This window comes from Sinomicrobium weinanense, assembly GCF_018863395.1.
GTDB lineage: Bacteria > Bacteroidota > Bacteroidia > Flavobacteriales > Flavobacteriaceae > Sinomicrobium > Sinomicrobium weinanense.
Map to the genome: position 1 here is coordinate 69,433 of NZ_JAHKRR010000008.1, position 15,565 is coordinate 84,997.

The 15,565-nt window shown below is 48.9% G+C and carries 10 protein-coding genes; all 10 read right to left on the reverse strand.

Annotated elements, in window-relative coordinates:
• Positions 1 to 21: 21 nt before the first annotated feature.
• The 10 genes from KN811_RS17870 to KN811_RS17915 all read right to left on the reverse strand — a co-directional run bounded on the left by KN811_RS17870 (position 22) and on the right by KN811_RS17915 (position 15,468).
• A complete protein-coding gene (locus KN811_RS17870; RefSeq protein WP_187964869.1) occupies positions 22 to 423 on the reverse strand; it encodes a DUF4945 domain-containing protein in 402 nt (133 codons plus the stop codon).
• A gap of 23 nt (positions 424 to 446) precedes the next feature.
• Entirely contained in the window at positions 447 to 2,177 is a 1,731-nt protein-coding gene (locus KN811_RS17875) for a RagB/SusD family nutrient uptake outer membrane protein (protein ID WP_187964870.1), read from the reverse strand.
• Positions 2,178 to 2,195: 18 nt separating this feature from the next.
• Entirely contained in the window at positions 2,196 to 5,393 is a 3,198-nt protein-coding gene (locus KN811_RS17880) for a SusC/RagA family TonB-linked outer membrane protein (RefSeq protein WP_187964871.1), read from the reverse strand.
• Between the two features lie 296 nt (positions 5,394 to 5,689).
• Positions 5,690 to 6,823: a hypothetical protein gene (locus KN811_RS17885; protein WP_187964872.1), complete on the reverse strand. Its 1,134-nt coding sequence runs from the start codon at positions 6,821 to 6,823 to the stop codon at positions 5,690 to 5,692.
• Entirely contained in the window at positions 6,810 to 7,964 is a 1,155-nt protein-coding gene (locus KN811_RS17890; protein ID WP_187964873.1) for a glycoside hydrolase family 172 protein, read from the reverse strand. Before KN811_RS17890 ends, KN811_RS17885 begins: the two co-directional genes overlap by 14 nt.
• Before the next feature lie 101 nt (positions 7,965 to 8,065).
• Complete coding sequence (locus tag KN811_RS17895; RefSeq protein ID WP_187964874.1) at positions 8,066 to 9,739, reverse strand: ribulokinase; 1,674 nt, start codon at positions 9,737 to 9,739, stop codon at positions 8,066 to 8,068.
• Between the two features lie 127 nt (positions 9,740 to 9,866).
• Entirely contained in the window at positions 9,867 to 11,177 is a 1,311-nt protein-coding gene (gene fucP / locus KN811_RS17900; RefSeq protein ID WP_187964875.1) for an L-fucose:H+ symporter permease, read from the reverse strand.
• Positions 11,178 to 11,238: 61 nt separating this feature from the next.
• Positions 11,239 to 13,011: an L-fucose isomerase gene (locus KN811_RS17905; protein ID WP_216334931.1), complete on the reverse strand. Its 1,773-nt coding sequence runs from the start codon at positions 13,009 to 13,011 to the stop codon at positions 11,239 to 11,241.
• A gap of 21 nt (positions 13,012 to 13,032) precedes the next feature.
• A complete protein-coding gene (locus KN811_RS17910; RefSeq protein WP_187964876.1) occupies positions 13,033 to 14,301 on the reverse strand; it encodes a DUF6786 family protein in 1,269 nt (422 codons plus the stop codon).
• 18 nt (positions 14,302 to 14,319) lie between these two features.
• Positions 14,320 to 15,468 carry a glycoside hydrolase family 172 protein gene (locus KN811_RS17915; RefSeq protein WP_187964877.1) on the reverse strand — a complete coding sequence of 383 codons (1,149 nt, stop codon included), beginning with the start codon at positions 15,466 to 15,468 and terminating at the stop codon, positions 14,320 to 14,322.
• Positions 15,469 to 15,565: the final 97 nt, after the last annotated feature.

Sequence of the window (15,565 nt, forward strand, 5' to 3'; positions counted from 1 at the left end):
GTTTTTTATCTCTTTTGGATATTAAAGCTCTATGGTACTTCCCGGTGAATAAAACAGGCCGGATTGGTAGTCTTCCGACGGCTCAGCATGGGCCATGACCTTAACGGTAAACCTGTATGTCTTTGCAGGATCGTAAGGCGAATAGGTATAACTTACAGCATTATCTTCCAGGGTTATGGATCCGCCTTCCCTCCTTCCGTCAACAGAGACATGGATCAGGACAGACACGGGCTCAATGACATTTTCTGGATAAGCAGATGGAAGGTCCCAGGAGAGATTGACCTGGTCTCCTTCTGCATTGGCCGCCAGGTTAGAGACCGGATCGATCGGTTCTCCCGGTTTGGACGTGATTATATCGTCATCATAACATCCGGAGCAGAGCAAAAGGCTCCATATAAAAATATAAAATACATATTTTTTCATCGTATGAACATTTAGGTAGTTAATTAATAGCCGGGGTTCTGTTTGTAAACGCCCTTTGACCAATTCATCTGGGCCTGCGGGATAGGAAGGTACTCATCCCTTCCTTTTGTAAAATAGGCGACTTCCATCCAGGGATAGCGCTGGCTTTCCTTTTCGAAATACGCGTTCATCACCTCAGCGGCAATTCCCCAGCGTACCAGGTCGTAAAAACGGCGTCCTTCCATGGCCATTTCCAGCCGGTTTTCCCAAACCAGGGCTTTCCATGCGGTCTCGGCATTCCAGTTGATGTTTACCCCGTTGACATACGGTTCTACCTTATATTCGGCAGGGAAGGTTCCGTCAGGCAGTTTCAGTTTTTCCGTGCTGTTGGCCGCACGTTCCCTCAACTGGTTGATTACGGGGAGTGCTTCATCCTGCCTGCCCAGCCGTATCAATATTTCGGCTTTCCACAGCAATACCTCGGCATACCGCACTTCGATCTGGTTCTTGGAATTGAACATCCAGAACTCATCCCATAACCCGGGGCTGTCGGTCCGTACATTTTCTTTCAGGGAATTCATATAGCCGTAGATACCGGGGTCTCTCGAACCCGTGCTGTCGAATACGATCTCCTGGTACTTCCAGGGAAAATCGGGAATGGCCACGGTATGCCCGAGCCTGGGGTCGAAAGACCTGCTGAAATATTCATCGTAATTCCCTTTTAACTCCGATTCGTTGAACCCGTCGAACAGCGGCAATCCGTCATCCCCGACCTGAAATGCATTGACGAGATTATAGCTCGCCTTGTGAAAATCGCAGCAACTGAAATACGGGTTCCACCAGGGGGCGGTGAGCCCGTTCCCTTCATTCAGGTTGCCCCGGGGGGTCCCGTCGTCTATGGTAAATTGTAATTCCCAAAGGGATTCCGGGGAAGCATTGTCGTATTCCAGCATAAAGTTCTGGGCAAAATCGGAAGCCAGGCTAAAGGCTCCGCTGTCTATAATGTCATTGACCAGGACAAGGGCTTCTGACAGTTTTTCCGTATCGATCCCGGTAACCTGGTGGGTATTGTCCTGAGGATATGCCATCCAGAGCAACACCTGGGCTGCATATGCCTTGGCGGCATATTGATTGGCCCTGCCTACCTCATCCTGTTCCGGGGGAAGGTGCTCTGCGGCAAATTTGAAATCGTCCAGTATCTTTTGCCAGAGCGGCAGGTCGTTCTGCATGTCGTCAGGATGATTGGAAATAAGAGGAATATCATCGACCGTTGCGGTTTCGTCAATGTAAGGGATCCATTTCCAGCGCCTTTTCATCTTAAAGTGTATCCATCCCCTGAGGAACCTCATCTCGGCAAGCCGTTCCTGTTTTACGGGGTAGTCTTCTTCGCTCACATTTTCAATGGCCCTTATCGCGGTATTTACCCTGGAAATGCCCTGATATGCCCGATACCAGGCATTATCGTTATTCCCTATACTGGCATTGACCAGCGAAAAGACCTCCATCTGGTACCAGGGGGTCTGGTCATTCAGCCCGCCCCCGCCCTTGTAGGCATCGTCCGAGCGTAAACTGGCAATAAAAGGATTATAGGTCTCAAAAGCGTGGGATCTGGGCATAAAGGCATAAGCCGCAGTAACAAAACCATCCAATTGCTCCGGGTCCTGAAGCTGGTCTTCCGTAAGTACGCCTTTGGGGTTAACATCCAGCATGTCCTGGCAAGCGGTGATGGAAAATATCAAAAGGGCGGATATTATGCAGTTTTTAAAAGTTTTCATCTGAACAGAATTTAGTGGTTAAAGAGATACATTAACACCAAACAGGAAGACCTGGGGCCTCACATAGGCATCAGCGGCCGGGCTTTCCGGATCGATCCCGGTATAGGCATCGTCGCCCCACCATTTCCTGATGTTTACAATATTCTGGGCACTCACCGAGAGGCGGGCCTTTTGTACACCTATTTTAGACAAAACACTTTCGGGAATATTGTATCCTATCTCAACCTGTCTCAGTTTCAGGTATGAGCCGGATTCCAGGAAATAGGTCGATGCCCTCAGCTCGTCATTCGGGTTGATCAGGGACAGGGCCGGGATATCGGAATCGGGATTGGCGGGCGACCATGCATTTAAAATACGCGTAGGGTGATTGACACCCTTCTGAACGTGCACATTCCAGAAATCGCTGTATGTTTTCCAGTCGTTCCAGACCGTATTCCCCACTACACCCTGCCAGAACATGGAGAAATCGAAATTCTTGTATTCGGCTTCAAAATTCAATCCGTATGAAAAATCCGGATCGCTTACCCCGAGCCATGTGCGGTCGTGCTCCCAGGTAATACGGCCATCATTATTCAGGTCCTTGTACCTTATCCTTCCCAGGCCTTTACCCGGCTGTTCCGGGGAATTGTCTACCTCTTCCTGGGTCCTGAACAGGCCATCGGCAACAAATCCGTAATGCGAATTGCGGGGCCTGCCGAGAATATCGTCATCCAGTCCGTTACCCCCGAAGGTGTATTTTACCGATTCGGGCAGATCGTCTATCCGGTTCCTGTACGTGCTGATATTCCCTGTTATCGAATAAGAGAAATCCCCTCCTGTTTTGCCAAAGTAGGAAATGACAAATTCCACCCCTGTGTTGGTCATGTTCGCGGCATTTATCCACCGCTGCCCCCCTTCTCCGATGGCAGCAATGTACGGGGGCTCATATAACATTCCGTCGGTATATTTATGGAAGTAGTCTACGGAACCTGTCAGGGCACCGTCAAACAATCCGAAATCCAGGCCTATATTGGTTTGGGTGGTCGTTTCCCATTTCAGGTCGGAGTTCCCGGTGTGTATTTTGCGGTATCCGTAGGCAAGATTGCCTGTTTCGTTCCCTGCAAGCCCGTAACTCGTGCCGTGAAGCCCGGAATGATAAGCGGCATCGTAAATATCGACCAGTGCATTTGTTGGAATATTGGAATTTCCGTTCATCCCCCAGCTCGCCCTTAACTTCAGATCGGAGATCAGGGTGCTTTCAGCTAAAAATTTCTCCTGGCTCAGTCTCCATCCCCCGGACACTGCAGGGAAAACCCCAAACTGGTTTCTTTCCCCGAATTTGGAAGAACCGTCGTACCTCACCGTGGCCGACAACAAATACTTGTCGTCAAACACATAATTAAATTTGGAGAAGTAGGAGAGTAATGACCATTCATCTCCTCCCCCATAAACTTCCTGAGTTCCGGAAGCTGCATTAAGATATGCATAGTCATAGTCTTCAATCTCAATATCCCTGCGATACCCTCTTAAATCATCCAGTTTAAACTTCACGGTTTCCATCCCTGCAAGGAAATCGAGCTGATGTTTTTCCAGGTCCAAACGATAATTTATGGTATTGGTCCAGGTTTTGGTAACATTCTGGTTCCAACCGGTATTTACCCCGTTATTGATGTCCTCCCTGCCGCCGCCTTCTTTCCAGGTAAAATCAATATGCCTGAAATTCCCGGCATTATATTCCAGTCCGAAGGATGTTCTCAGGCTCAGGTTATCTATCAGGTCCAGTTCGGCATAGACATTTCCGATAAGGGTCATGTAATGGTTATCGTTATCTTTGTTCATGGTCAATTGCCTTATCGGGTTCCAGTAATCATCCATGCCCAGGGCTACGGCAGTTCCTCCCCAGCCACCGTCGAGCGTATGTACCGGGATAATTGCGGGCATACGGAGAAGCTCGTTGGTCCGGCGCTGATTGTTGAGGTTCATATAGGCCAGGGATATATTTTCCCCTACCCTCAACCGGTCCTTAAACAGGGTGTATTCTGAATTGAATCGTGCGGAGTACCTTCGGAAAAAGGAATGGATCTGCGTTCCCTGATTTTCGTAAAAGTTCAGGGAAAACAGTGACCTGCTCTTTTCACTACCACTGGATATGGTGAGGCTGTGGTTGTTTTGTATTCCCAGTCGTGTGCCCTCTCCGAACCAGTCGGTATCTGCCGACGGCATGGTCTGTTCTTCATTGAGCCATTCTATCGGGGATACATTATCCAGGACAGGGGCCCCGTTATCGTTGGTGTGCCAGTCGTATTGATATATCTGGGTCATGGCATTGGGGTCGCTTCCATCGTTTACGGCGGCCTGCCAGAATGCTTCTCCATATTGCTGCGTATTGAGCATGTCTATTGTGTTCATAAAACTCGAAATGCCCACAGACCCCCTGTAATCGATCTTTGTCTCTCCCATCTTTCCTTTCCTGGTTTCGATAAGTATTACCCCACTCGCCGCCCTTGATCCGTAAATACTCGCGGAAGCCGCATCTTTCAGCACCTGTATGGAGGCAATATCGTTCGGGCTGATATCATTGAGGTTGACATTGGTGGGCAAACCGTCTATTACGATCAGCGGAGGGGCGGACCTGAAGGAGGTCAGTCCGCGTATCTGGACAGCGACATCCCCGGCAGGGCTACCGTTTCCCGTGACCTGTACACCGGCCAGCCTTCCCTGAAGGCCCTGCATAACGTTGGAATAGATGTTCTTTTCGACCTCTTCCGAAGAAACCGTAGCCACAGCCCCGGTGAGATCGGCTTTCTTTTGTTTCATGTAGCCCGTTACGACAACCTCGTCCAGCCGGGCCAGATCCTCCTCAAGGGTTACATCAACATTGGTGTTTTCCCCTACCCGGACCTCCCTGGTCTTAAACCCCAGGAAAGAAAAGACCAGAATGTCATTACTACCGGCTTCGATAGTATATTTTCCGTCAAAATCGGTAGCTGTCCCCCTCCCGGTACCTTTTACCTGTATGGTAACTCCGGGGAGAGGCATTCCTTTTTCATCGGCAACCGTACCGGTTACAAATTGCTGCTGGAAATAAGCTATACCGGCCTCTGTTATCTTGTAATTCAATGCGGAAGGATAAGCCTGCACGATCACAAACAAGACAAAACCACAGGCCAAAATGATCCCATTCCTCAATTTCCTCACAAAACCGGGGCGTGGCAATGAAGTGTAAGATGTTTCCATTATAGTTTTTAATTGGTTAATAAATTGATTGGTTCTTAAAGGTGTTTTTTTATCAAATAGTGTTTTTCAGGTTTTAAGTTAAACGATTAAATAAATTGATATTATACACTCTGAATTATGTATTCAGAAGGACTAAATTACATTTTTTATGAAGATATCCAAAACTTAATCGTTTAAATTTTATGATATGATATTCATTATGCTAATTATTCGCGATATATTCAACAGCCCTGTATTCAGGATAAAGTACCGGTGCTTGGATGCTTCCGAAAAATATCATGTAATGACGGCCCGGGTCAGGGTGAGAGCATGTCTTTGGCCGGCCTGCGTGCCATGCCAAAATAGAACTTTTGTCCTGAATAGTACTTTTCCCTTAATTCAAAGTTTTCGAATGCCGGGCCTCCCGGAATCTCCACATAGTTATTTTTGTCCCTGCTGGCCCCGGCCCAGTAAGCAGCCCTGCCGTTAACCCGGACGCGGAGCGACCTGTCGAACCGGTCGGATTCCTTTCTCCAATACTGAACGACCTTAAAGAAAGGCCTGTACCGCCAGTTCCATCTGGATAGATAACGGGATTCCTGAGGCCAGGAGGATAATTCCGAAAAAGTCTCATCAGTTTCCATAACAGCAATAAAATTGCCATTATTATCCCTCGGGAGTACCTTATAGGAATATGGTTCTTTCTCTATAAAGTCTATACCCTTAAAGCCCTGATACAGCTTCCGGGAGTCTATTACGGTATCTTTGAGGTGGAGCCTTCTCAACCTGGCGTAATTTCCCATGGTCGCGGTGAGTGCACAGCGCTCCATCGGGGAGCTGTTGTCACGGGCAAAGACCTCAAAGCAGATTTCTTCCGGGCGGTCGCTCCTGATACTGACTTTTATATAGGGATGGGAACCATTTAAAAATTGCTCCATATGAACAAAGAAGGAAAGTTCTTCAACCCCGGGCTTATCTTTATCGGGACGGGTTACTGTTCCGGGGGTCCGCGCAAAGGGAAAGAATTTACCCGGATCCGGCCCTTCGGTGGCCCACATCAGCTTTCCCCATTTTCCGTCTACCCGGGAAGGAGAGATCTCGCTGAATTCTATTTTACCATCTACCACGGGCTCTATCGCGATGTAATTTATATGATAGATTTTCCCTTTGAATTCATATCCTACCCTGAATAACCCCCTGGGGCCGCCGTAACCTCCGCTTCCCCTGTCTTCGATGGGCGAGGGCCAAAGACCTATGACAATTCCGCTCCGCACGCCCCATATCGCTTTGTCCTTTGCTTCGTGGGGCCGTATCCATTCCACCGCCGGGGTGGGATCCTGCCCGTGTAATTTTACGCAGTAAAGGGAGGCCATCATCAAGAGGATGACATATAAACAGGCCTTTCTACTATTAGCCCTGTGCAGCGTATTACTTATTCTAATTTTTTCCACGGGTCGGTCCTTCTGTATTTTTCAATTCCGGTATACGGTCTTCAACCGCAGGAAACTTCGGAAATTCCATATGAGGTTCCGTCTGGTACCAGTAACCCACAGTATAATAATTATCCGACCGGTGGTTGGCGTGCCCGTGCTCTATGGTCATTTTTATCGAGCTATTGAAAACAACGGGAGATTCGGAGTGAAACCTGTAAACCATCCATTCCGCACCACGATCGTCACCCCCGTTCAGCGGATTGCCGTATTGTTTGTAATTAAAGGTTGGCTTTGCATCCCCGAAAGGGTTTATGCCACACCCGCCATAGCACCAGGCTCCCAGGTAATAGTCTTCCGCACCTGTGCCGTGTATCCGGGGTTTTTCGGCCCCGTCGATATAGATCATTTCGTCTCCTTCACCCCACCAGTCGCCCTGGTTCTGGATAATACTGTGAGTGACTCCTATAAAATGGCCTTTTCCCCTGGCTTCCATGATCACATAATTCCCTTCCCCGGTGGCATTGGCCTTGTCGTTGATCTTCGGGTCCCCATTCAGGTTCCAGTCCGAGGTCCAGCCGTCTGTGGGTTGTGCCTGGCGGTATTGCGCATGGAAATACCCGATATCTTCCGGGAGAGATTGGTGTTTTTCCCAGTCGATATTATAGTAGAAAGCGTCTATCGCCTGTTTTCCTTCATTAGTTATGGTGACTTTAGCCGATTTCCTGAACGGCATGGGGAAATAAGCATTTAGTGCACGCTGTGAACCCACGGAAAGAAATTCGGATTCATACAGAAAATACCTGCCCAGTCCCAGGCCGAAAAAATCCCCGACAGGGGCTTCCACGCTCGGTGTCTGTTCCCCGTCCCAATACATCCTCAATACGATCTTTTTCAGGTGATTGACCTCGTTACTCGCAATAGTTACCCAGATATGCTTAAAGATACCGGGGCCCTCCACTTCTCCTATGGTACGGGTTTCCCCGGGTTTGATCTTGTCTTTCCAGTTACCGTCGTCATTGGCTCCTGTTGTATCATAGCTCGATATCCTTTCCGAAGAATAATTGCGGAGTTGCCATATCTCTTCCCCCTGGGGCTTGTGCTGTGCGTAAAAGTTTCCTGAAATGATCAGGAAAACCAAAAAACAGATTGGTCTTAACATCGGGTATATTATTTAGTTGGTTATTTTTTTATACCATTCCGGAATTGCGGAATGTAAATACTATGCTTCCGGGATCTGACAGTCGCCAGGCTCCGGAGGCCTCAGGTCTTTTGCTCTATGAAACTACAAAATTGCCCGTAGCTTTCATATCTGATATTGTACATCCTGTGTTTTTCTTTATCGGGGAAAAATTCCTTTTCGAAACCTTTCCCCATATTTTCCATGGCATCCTCCACCTTGGGGTATATGCCTGCCACCGTAGCCGCAAACATCGAAGCTCCCAGCGCACAGGTCTGTTCAGATCTGTGGACCTTTATCGGCATTCCCGTAACATCGGCCATCATCTGCTCGATAAAGGGGGATTTCCGGGCTACTCCTCCCACTCCGATCAGTCCCTTTACCGGAATACCTTCTTCGATAAAACGTTCTATAATTCTCCTGGAACCAAAGCAGGTAGCTTCTGCCAGGCTTCTGTATACCCGGGGTGCGGTACTTCCCAAAGTAAGGTTTTGCAAAGCCCCTTTCAGGAGCTGGTCGGCATCGGGGGTTCTCCGGCCATTCCACCAGTCTACGGCGATCTCCGTGTTTTCGTCTATTGATAATCCGGCGGCCTCTTTATTGAGTTGCAAAAGTATTCTGCCCCTGATCTCGTGCACCAGCTTTTCCGAGGTTTCCCTGTCTATTACTTCTGATGCTGACAGCAGGTTTTCCAACGGCCAGGAAAGCAGGTTACGGAACCAGGCATAGATATCGCCAAAAGCAGACTGTCCGGCTTCCAGGCCCAGCATACCGGGGATAATGGATCCCTGCACTTGTCCGCAAATACCTTTGACCAGGATATTGTCCATGTCTTTTGCAGGAACTACAACCATGTCACAGGTCGAGGTTCCCATGACCTTGCTCACATAATACGGTTCGATCTGCCCACCGACCGCCCCCATATGGGCATCGAGGGCACCGACACCGATCAGTACCTCTGTGGATAAACCGAGTTTCCCTGCCCATTCGGGGCTCAGTTTACCTGCCGTATTATCAGAGGCATAAGTCCTGGCGGGCAGGCTGCGCCTGATAGCGCCCAGGGCAGGGTCTAAAGCCGAGAAAAATTCTTCAGCCGGATATCCTCCGTAGTCTTCGGCCCACAATGCTTTGTGCCCGGCAGCACAAACACTCCGTTTCATTTCCGATACGTCTTTTCCCCCGGTCAGCAAAAAAGGGATCCAGTCGCAATGCTCTACCCAGGAATGGCATGCTTTCTTCACTTTTTCGTCCTTTCTCAGGACATACATCAATTTTGCCCAAAACCATTCGGAGGAATAAATGCCGCCGACATATTTTAAAAAATCAATGTCAAAACTTTCGGCAATCCTGTTTATTGCTTCGGCTTCTTTTACGGCAGAATGGTCTTTCCACAAAAAGAACATGGCATTGGGGTTGTCGCGAAACTCCAGGTGCAGGGCCAGGGGGGTCCCCCGCCTGTCCACAGCAACGGGAGTAGAGCCCGTAGTGTCTATGGAAATGGCCCGGATATTGTTCCTGACTTCGGGTTCGGTTTCCCGGAGCATTGCAGGAATAACGTTTTCCAACCCTTCTATATGATCCAGGGGGTGCTGTCTGAACCGGTTTTCCGACGCATCGCAGTACATCCCTTCCTTCCACCGGGGATAAAAAAATTCCGACCCCCCTTTTTCCTCCCCGGAACGGGCATCCACAAGAACGGAACGGACGGAGTTTGTACCGAAATCTATTCCTATGACATAATCTTTTCTGTTATTCATGAAAAATAAATCTTTATATAAACCGGATTTACGACTTCAAAACTTAAGACATAAAATTAATCAGTGCTCAAACTCCATTCACCTTTTAAAGTCCTATGTCTTATGTTCTGCGGTCTTACATCATACTTCATAAACTTTCTGCCGCCAACGGATTCACCGTCTGTCTGTTGGGCTGCATTTTTCGCTGCAGGACCGCATAAACCGCCACTACGCCAAAACAGAGCAGGGGAATGTAAAACGACAACTTAATACTTTGGGTGGTATCGGAAACCTGTCCCTGTAAGGCAGTCAGGACAGCTCCTCCCAGTATGGCCATGATCAACCCTGATCCCCCGATCTTGGTATCCTGGCCCAGCCCTCTCATTCCCAAACCGTATATGGTGGGGAACATCAGCGACATAAACCCGGAAATAGCTACCAGGGCGATGACTCCCCCATATCCGCTGCCATAGATCACCAGCAGTGTACATACTCCGCCTCCAATGGCACTTAACATCAATAAATTCCTGGGGCTAAAGAACTTCATCAGCCCTGTGAATATAAAGCGGGACACCGAAAACAGGATCAGGGAAGCTAGGTAATAGGTTGCGGCATTGTCTTCACTGAGGTTCAACTCCTGCATCACATACCTGATGGTATATGACCACACGCCGATCTGGGCTCCCATATAAAAAAACTGGGCGATCACGGACCAGCAGTAATTGGGGTTCTTTGCCAATCGCCTGAGACTGGGTATCAAATGTACTTTGCTCCCTTCATCGGAGGCTTTCGGCATTTTTGTGTATTTTACGAGCAGCCATATCAATATTAAAAAACAGGCAACCCCCACATAAGTCCCCATCACGGAGGTAAGTTCTTCGGATTGGATCACCTGTAATTCTTCGGCGGTCATCCCCGCCCGCTCCCCGGCATCGGACAAATTCAGGTGTGAGAGGATAAAGACCTTGCTCAACACCACCCCGGAAATCGACCCTATGGGATTAAAGGATTGTGCCCAGTTCAGCCTCCGGGTCCCGGTCTCTTCGGGGCCCATGGCAATGATATAGGGGTTGGCCGCGGTTTCCAGGATGGACAGCCCTCCTGCCAGGATAAATAATGCAGCCAGAAAGTGGCCGTATACCATGGTAATGCTCGCAGGGTAAAAAAGCAGTGCCCCGATGATAAAAAAACCCAGGCCGACCAGCACGCCGGTTTTATACGTAAATCTTTTTATAAGGATCGCGGCCGGAAGGGCCAGCAAAAAATAAGACCCGTAGAATGCGAGCTGTATCCATGACGTCTGAAAGTCCGACATACTCATAATCCGTTTAAAGGCGGCCAGCAGGGTATCTGTCATATTATTGGCCAGCCCCCACAGGAAAAAAAGGCTGGTAACCAGTATAAACGGCCAGGTATTTCCCGGTCTTATCAGGGAAACTTTTTGTGCTTTACGTTTCATAGAGATCGGTTTTGACTGTGGTGTATGGATTAAACCTGCATATCATCGTTCAGCAATTACATTATTTATAAAGGGGGCCATAGGTGTTGCAGGCACGGAAGTCGCTTCCCTCCCTGTCCATTCCGAAGGAGTTCCATGTACTGGGCCTGAAGATCCTTCCGGGATCGACATTGTGCATAGATACGGGTATCCTCAATACGGCGGCCAGTGCGATCAGCTCCTGACCGATATGCCCGCAGGAAATGGCCCCGTGATTGGACCCCCAGTTATTCATCACGGAATACACATCTGCAAAGGCGTTATCTTCTGTTAACCGCGGAACAAACCAGGTAGTGGGCCAGGTGCGGTCTGTTCTTTCGTCCAGGATCTTATGGACCTTCTGCGGCAGGTCGATCGTCCATCCTTCGGCGATCTGAAGTGTGGGGCCGATGCCTTTGACCAGGTTAACCCTGCACATGGTTACCTGCATCCCTCCTTTGGTGAGGAAACCGGATGAATATCCGCCACCGCGGAAATAGCCCAGGCTGGCGGGATACCATGTTGTAGCGTCCAGGCATTCCTGCACTTCTTCTTCCGAAATTTCCCAATAGGGTTTCATGGCCGGCTGGCCATCCTTTACCTGGCGCCCCGTCCCGTCCAAAGTTGCCGAACCGGAGTTTATAAGGTGTATAAAGCCGTTCTCCGCCATGCCTTCGGGTTTCCACCCGCTTACTCTTTCCACAGCTTCGGGGCTCCAATAGGTCCTGACATCGGCAAAGATCTGGGCCCTGTTGGTCAACAGGTAATTGAACAGCATGGACACCCCGTTCAATGCATCATTTTCGGTGGCCACCATATAGGGGGGCCTTTTCCCGTTCCAGTCGAAAGAGGAATTGAGAATGGCCTCGGCAAAATCGCCGTTGGGCAGGAAATCCGTCCATTGCCGCTGCCCTTGAAACCCGGAGACTATGGCTTCATGGCCCATGGATTCTTCCCCGAATCCCATTTCCCGGAGTTTCGGGTTACCTTCCATAAGATCGCGTATGATCAGGGTCATTTTCACTACAAATTCCCAATCCTTGTCCTTTTGTTCCCTGGAACGTTGTTTTTCTTCCTTGTTAAAGTCCTCTCCTTCTGCACAGTTTTTTTTCGTCCAGGCCAGGGCCTTTTCGTATTCTTCATGGTCATATATCCCTTGTTCTATCCTTCTCAGGACTTCGCTGGAATCGACATATTCGTTCCGCATCCCCAGAAAATCCTGAAAGAAATCCGGATCGACCGCAGAACCGGCGATCCCCATGGAAACACTGCCTATGGCCAGGTATGATTTTCCTTTCATCAGTGCCACAGCCATTCCTGCCCTTGCAAAGCACAGCAGTTTTTCCTTTACATCTTTTGCGATCCCGTCGTCATTCAGATCCTGTACATCCCGGCCGTAAATACCAAAAGCCGGCAATCCCTTTTGGTTGTGGGCTGCCAGGGTGGCAGCCAGGTAAACCCCTCCGGGCCTTTCCGTACCGTTAAACCCCCAGATGGCCTTCGGGATGTGCGGATCAAAATCCATGGTTTCCGTACCATAGGCCCAACAGGGAGTCACGGAAAGGGAAACCCCGACATTTTCCGCCTTGAATTTTTTATCACAGTCCACAGCTTCTTTTATGCCCCCGATACAGGAATCGGCTATTACACATTCTACTGGTTTTCCGTCGGGATATTTCAACTCGGTCTTAAACAATTTGGCAACGGTTCTGGCCATGGCCATGGTCTTTTCTTCGAGCGATTCCCGGATCCCTCCAAGCCTTCCGTCAATGACGGGCCTGATCCCGATCCTGGGATATGAGTCAATTTTTTGCATATTTTTTACTTCTTCAGGTTTTTATTTCGTTTTTTTCGTGTTGAAGGTGTTTTTTACAGTTTCCAGTTCTACGCCTAAAACAGCCCGGGCAATTTTGTTCAGCCGGGCTTCCTCCCCGGTCAGGTGAAAAACACTGTGCCGGTGTGTCAATTTTTCCTGCGGTTGCAGAAAAGCGGCAGGCGATACGCTTTCTATTTCGTAGAAAGGCCCCATCTGGGAACCGTCTTCCAAGGGCCCGTCGTTATAGGCGTTGATGGCATCTCCTGAGAGGGGATCCTTGTCCGGCGTCCACTCCTGGTTCAAATAGACAGCATTATTATCGACTTCGAAAAGCGTGATCGTAAGCACCTTGTTCAACTGGTCGTAACTCCCCGCTATTGTTTTTGCCCGGTTTGGGGGAATACCCAGTTTTCCCCTCGATTTACCATCGGCCCTAAAGAACAAATGGCCATTGGCATAACTGATCCTGTCCTTCGGGATCTCCCCGAAATAATCGGTGGTCGCCACTTTGCCCCTACTTCGGCTATGCTCAGCAACCGCGGTATCTTCCCGGTATGGAATAATAATGACCGTTTCGTCGGACGGGGTGAACATATCCAGTATCCAGATACAAGGCGCTCCGGTTTCTTTTGTCCATGCCCTATCGCCGGTATTGATAATGGCATTATCGGTCGTAAACCCGACGCTCTGTATATTCCCCAGGTTTACATTGAGCAGTTTTTCCATCTTCTCTTTACCGAGGATCCGGACCTCCCGCTCAGCCTTTATCCGAAGGTTTGTTCCCGCGTAATTGACGATGGACATCTCCTTCTTCATCCTTACTCCGGAACTGTTGCTGTTCACTACTTCCCAGGGCTCTGTATCTATTGCCGGCGGTGTTTTCCAATGGTCAAAGACCATGGGGGAACCGGGGTTAAAAAAGAGGGAGAATTTACTCCCTTCGGGCCCCAGCCAAAACCGGTTTTCACCTCCGTAAGCGTTCATATGCGGGTCCTCCTCACCCTCAAAGGCCTCATAATTGACCCATCCGAAACTTTTACCGCCGGGGCCGGCCGCAGATGATGTAAAGACTTTTCCCTGGTATTTGGGAGAAACGATGACCTGGCTGCTGTCCTGCTTTAACACGATCAGTCCTTTGTCTTTTTCTTTAAGAAAATTCAGGTCATAGCCGTAGCTCCCCTGCTCATATGTCTGTGCTTTCATTTCTTTTTTATCCTTTCCGGTCCTATGGATACAGGCTATCATCATACAACAGGCCATCACCGTAGTAATCATAGCTGAATATTTCATCCGTCTATTTTTTATTTGTTAATTGACTTCCAGGTCATTTTTTGAAGGAAGGGGCGGAAAGGAGGCATGGGGTTCCAGTTGATACCAGTATACCACGGAACTTATATCAGACTTTTGCTGCAGGTAGCGATGGTCACTCCTCCAGCCGAGGTCCTGAATGGTAATCTTCAATTCCTTATCGAAACGGATGGGGTCCTGTATATGCCACCGGTACAGGCCGAACCGTTGTTGTGAATTATACAGTCCGTCCGGGCGGATGATCTGGTGCAGTCCCGCATAAGCCGTTGAGTAGCGTTCGTATTGGTGCGTTTTCTTGTTCTCGAAATTATAGGAGCCCAGAAAATAGTCTTCGGTCCCCGTTCCTGCTATGGTCGGGTATTTCCTGTCCCCGTCCATATAGAATTTGATCTCGCCTTCGCCCCACCATCCTCGGTTGTTTACCTGCCACGCCATGTAGGTGCCCACATAATGGCCTTGTCCTTTTATACCGTCTACCAGGGTATGGATGGCTCCTTTGGTGGGATTACTCCTCCGGAATTGCGCGTGAAAGTACGCGGCGTCCCCGGGAACTTCTGTCAGGGAGTAATCGATCTGGTAATAGAGGTACATCTCCTCTGCACCTATGTTTTCCATAGTGATCTTACACTTCTTTCTGAAAGGCATCGGCCAGAAGGAGTTAAAGGCACTGCCGGGGTTCACGGTTACGGGCAACGAATTGAGCGGGGCATATTCTCCCCATCCCATTCCGAAAAAATCTCCTACGGGAACTTCTACGGAAGGTTCTTTTTCATCGTCCCAGTACATCCGGAGAATGGAAAACCGCCAATTGCCTGTTGGGGTCATCCATATGTGCTGAATAACACCTTCATCGGTGATCTCGGCCAGGGTAAAAGTCTCGCCGGGTTCTATTTTAACCGAAGGGCTTACTTTCCAGCCTTTGCCCAGTTCCCGGGCTGCATGGCTTCCTGTTCCGTTTCCCGGTTCTGCCATCCCTCCCTTGCCGGGTTCACCTGTAAAATTTTCGGGACTTATGGACCTTGTCTCTGCTTTGGAAACACGAAAAATATTTCCGAGGCTCATATCCAGGCCATTAAAATCTTTTTCCTGAGCGTGGGAAAACAAAATACAGATTGTAGAAAACACAAAAAATAAGCAATACTTTTTCATGGAAGATGAATTTAATCGATTAAACTAAAAGCCAAATATACATTTAAACGATTAAACTAAAAAACGAAAAGTTCAGTTTTTTACATTTTAACATATA

Coding starts and splice junctions, on each gene's coding strand:
- fucP (WP_187964875.1), bottom strand. CDS start 11,177: ATGAAACGTAAAGCACAAAAAGTTTCCCTGATAAGACCGGGAAATACC.
- KN811_RS17870 (WP_187964869.1), bottom strand. CDS start 423: ATGAAAAAATATGTATTTTATATTTTTATATGGAGCCTTTTGCTCTGC.
- KN811_RS17895 (WP_187964874.1), bottom strand. CDS start 9,739: ATGAATAACAGAAAAGATTATGTCATAGGAATAGATTTCGGTACAAAC.
- KN811_RS17910 (WP_187964876.1), bottom strand. CDS start 14,301: ATGAAATATTCAGCTATGATTACTACGGTGATGGCCTGTTGTATGATG.
- KN811_RS17915 (WP_187964877.1), bottom strand. CDS start 15,468: ATGAAAAAGTATTGCTTATTTTTTGTGTTTTCTACAATCTGTATTTTG.
- KN811_RS17880 (WP_187964871.1), bottom strand. CDS start 5,393: ATGGAAACATCTTACACTTCATTGCCACGCCCCGGTTTTGTGAGGAAA.
- KN811_RS17875 (WP_187964870.1), bottom strand. CDS start 2,177: ATGAAAACTTTTAAAAACTGCATAATATCCGCCCTTTTGATATTTTCC.
- KN811_RS17905 (WP_216334931.1), bottom strand. CDS start 13,011: ATGCAAAAAATTGACTCATATCCCAGGATCGGGATCAGGCCCGTCATT.
- KN811_RS17890 (WP_187964873.1), bottom strand. CDS start 7,964: ATGTTAAGACCAATCTGTTTTTTGGTTTTCCTGATCATTTCAGGAAAC.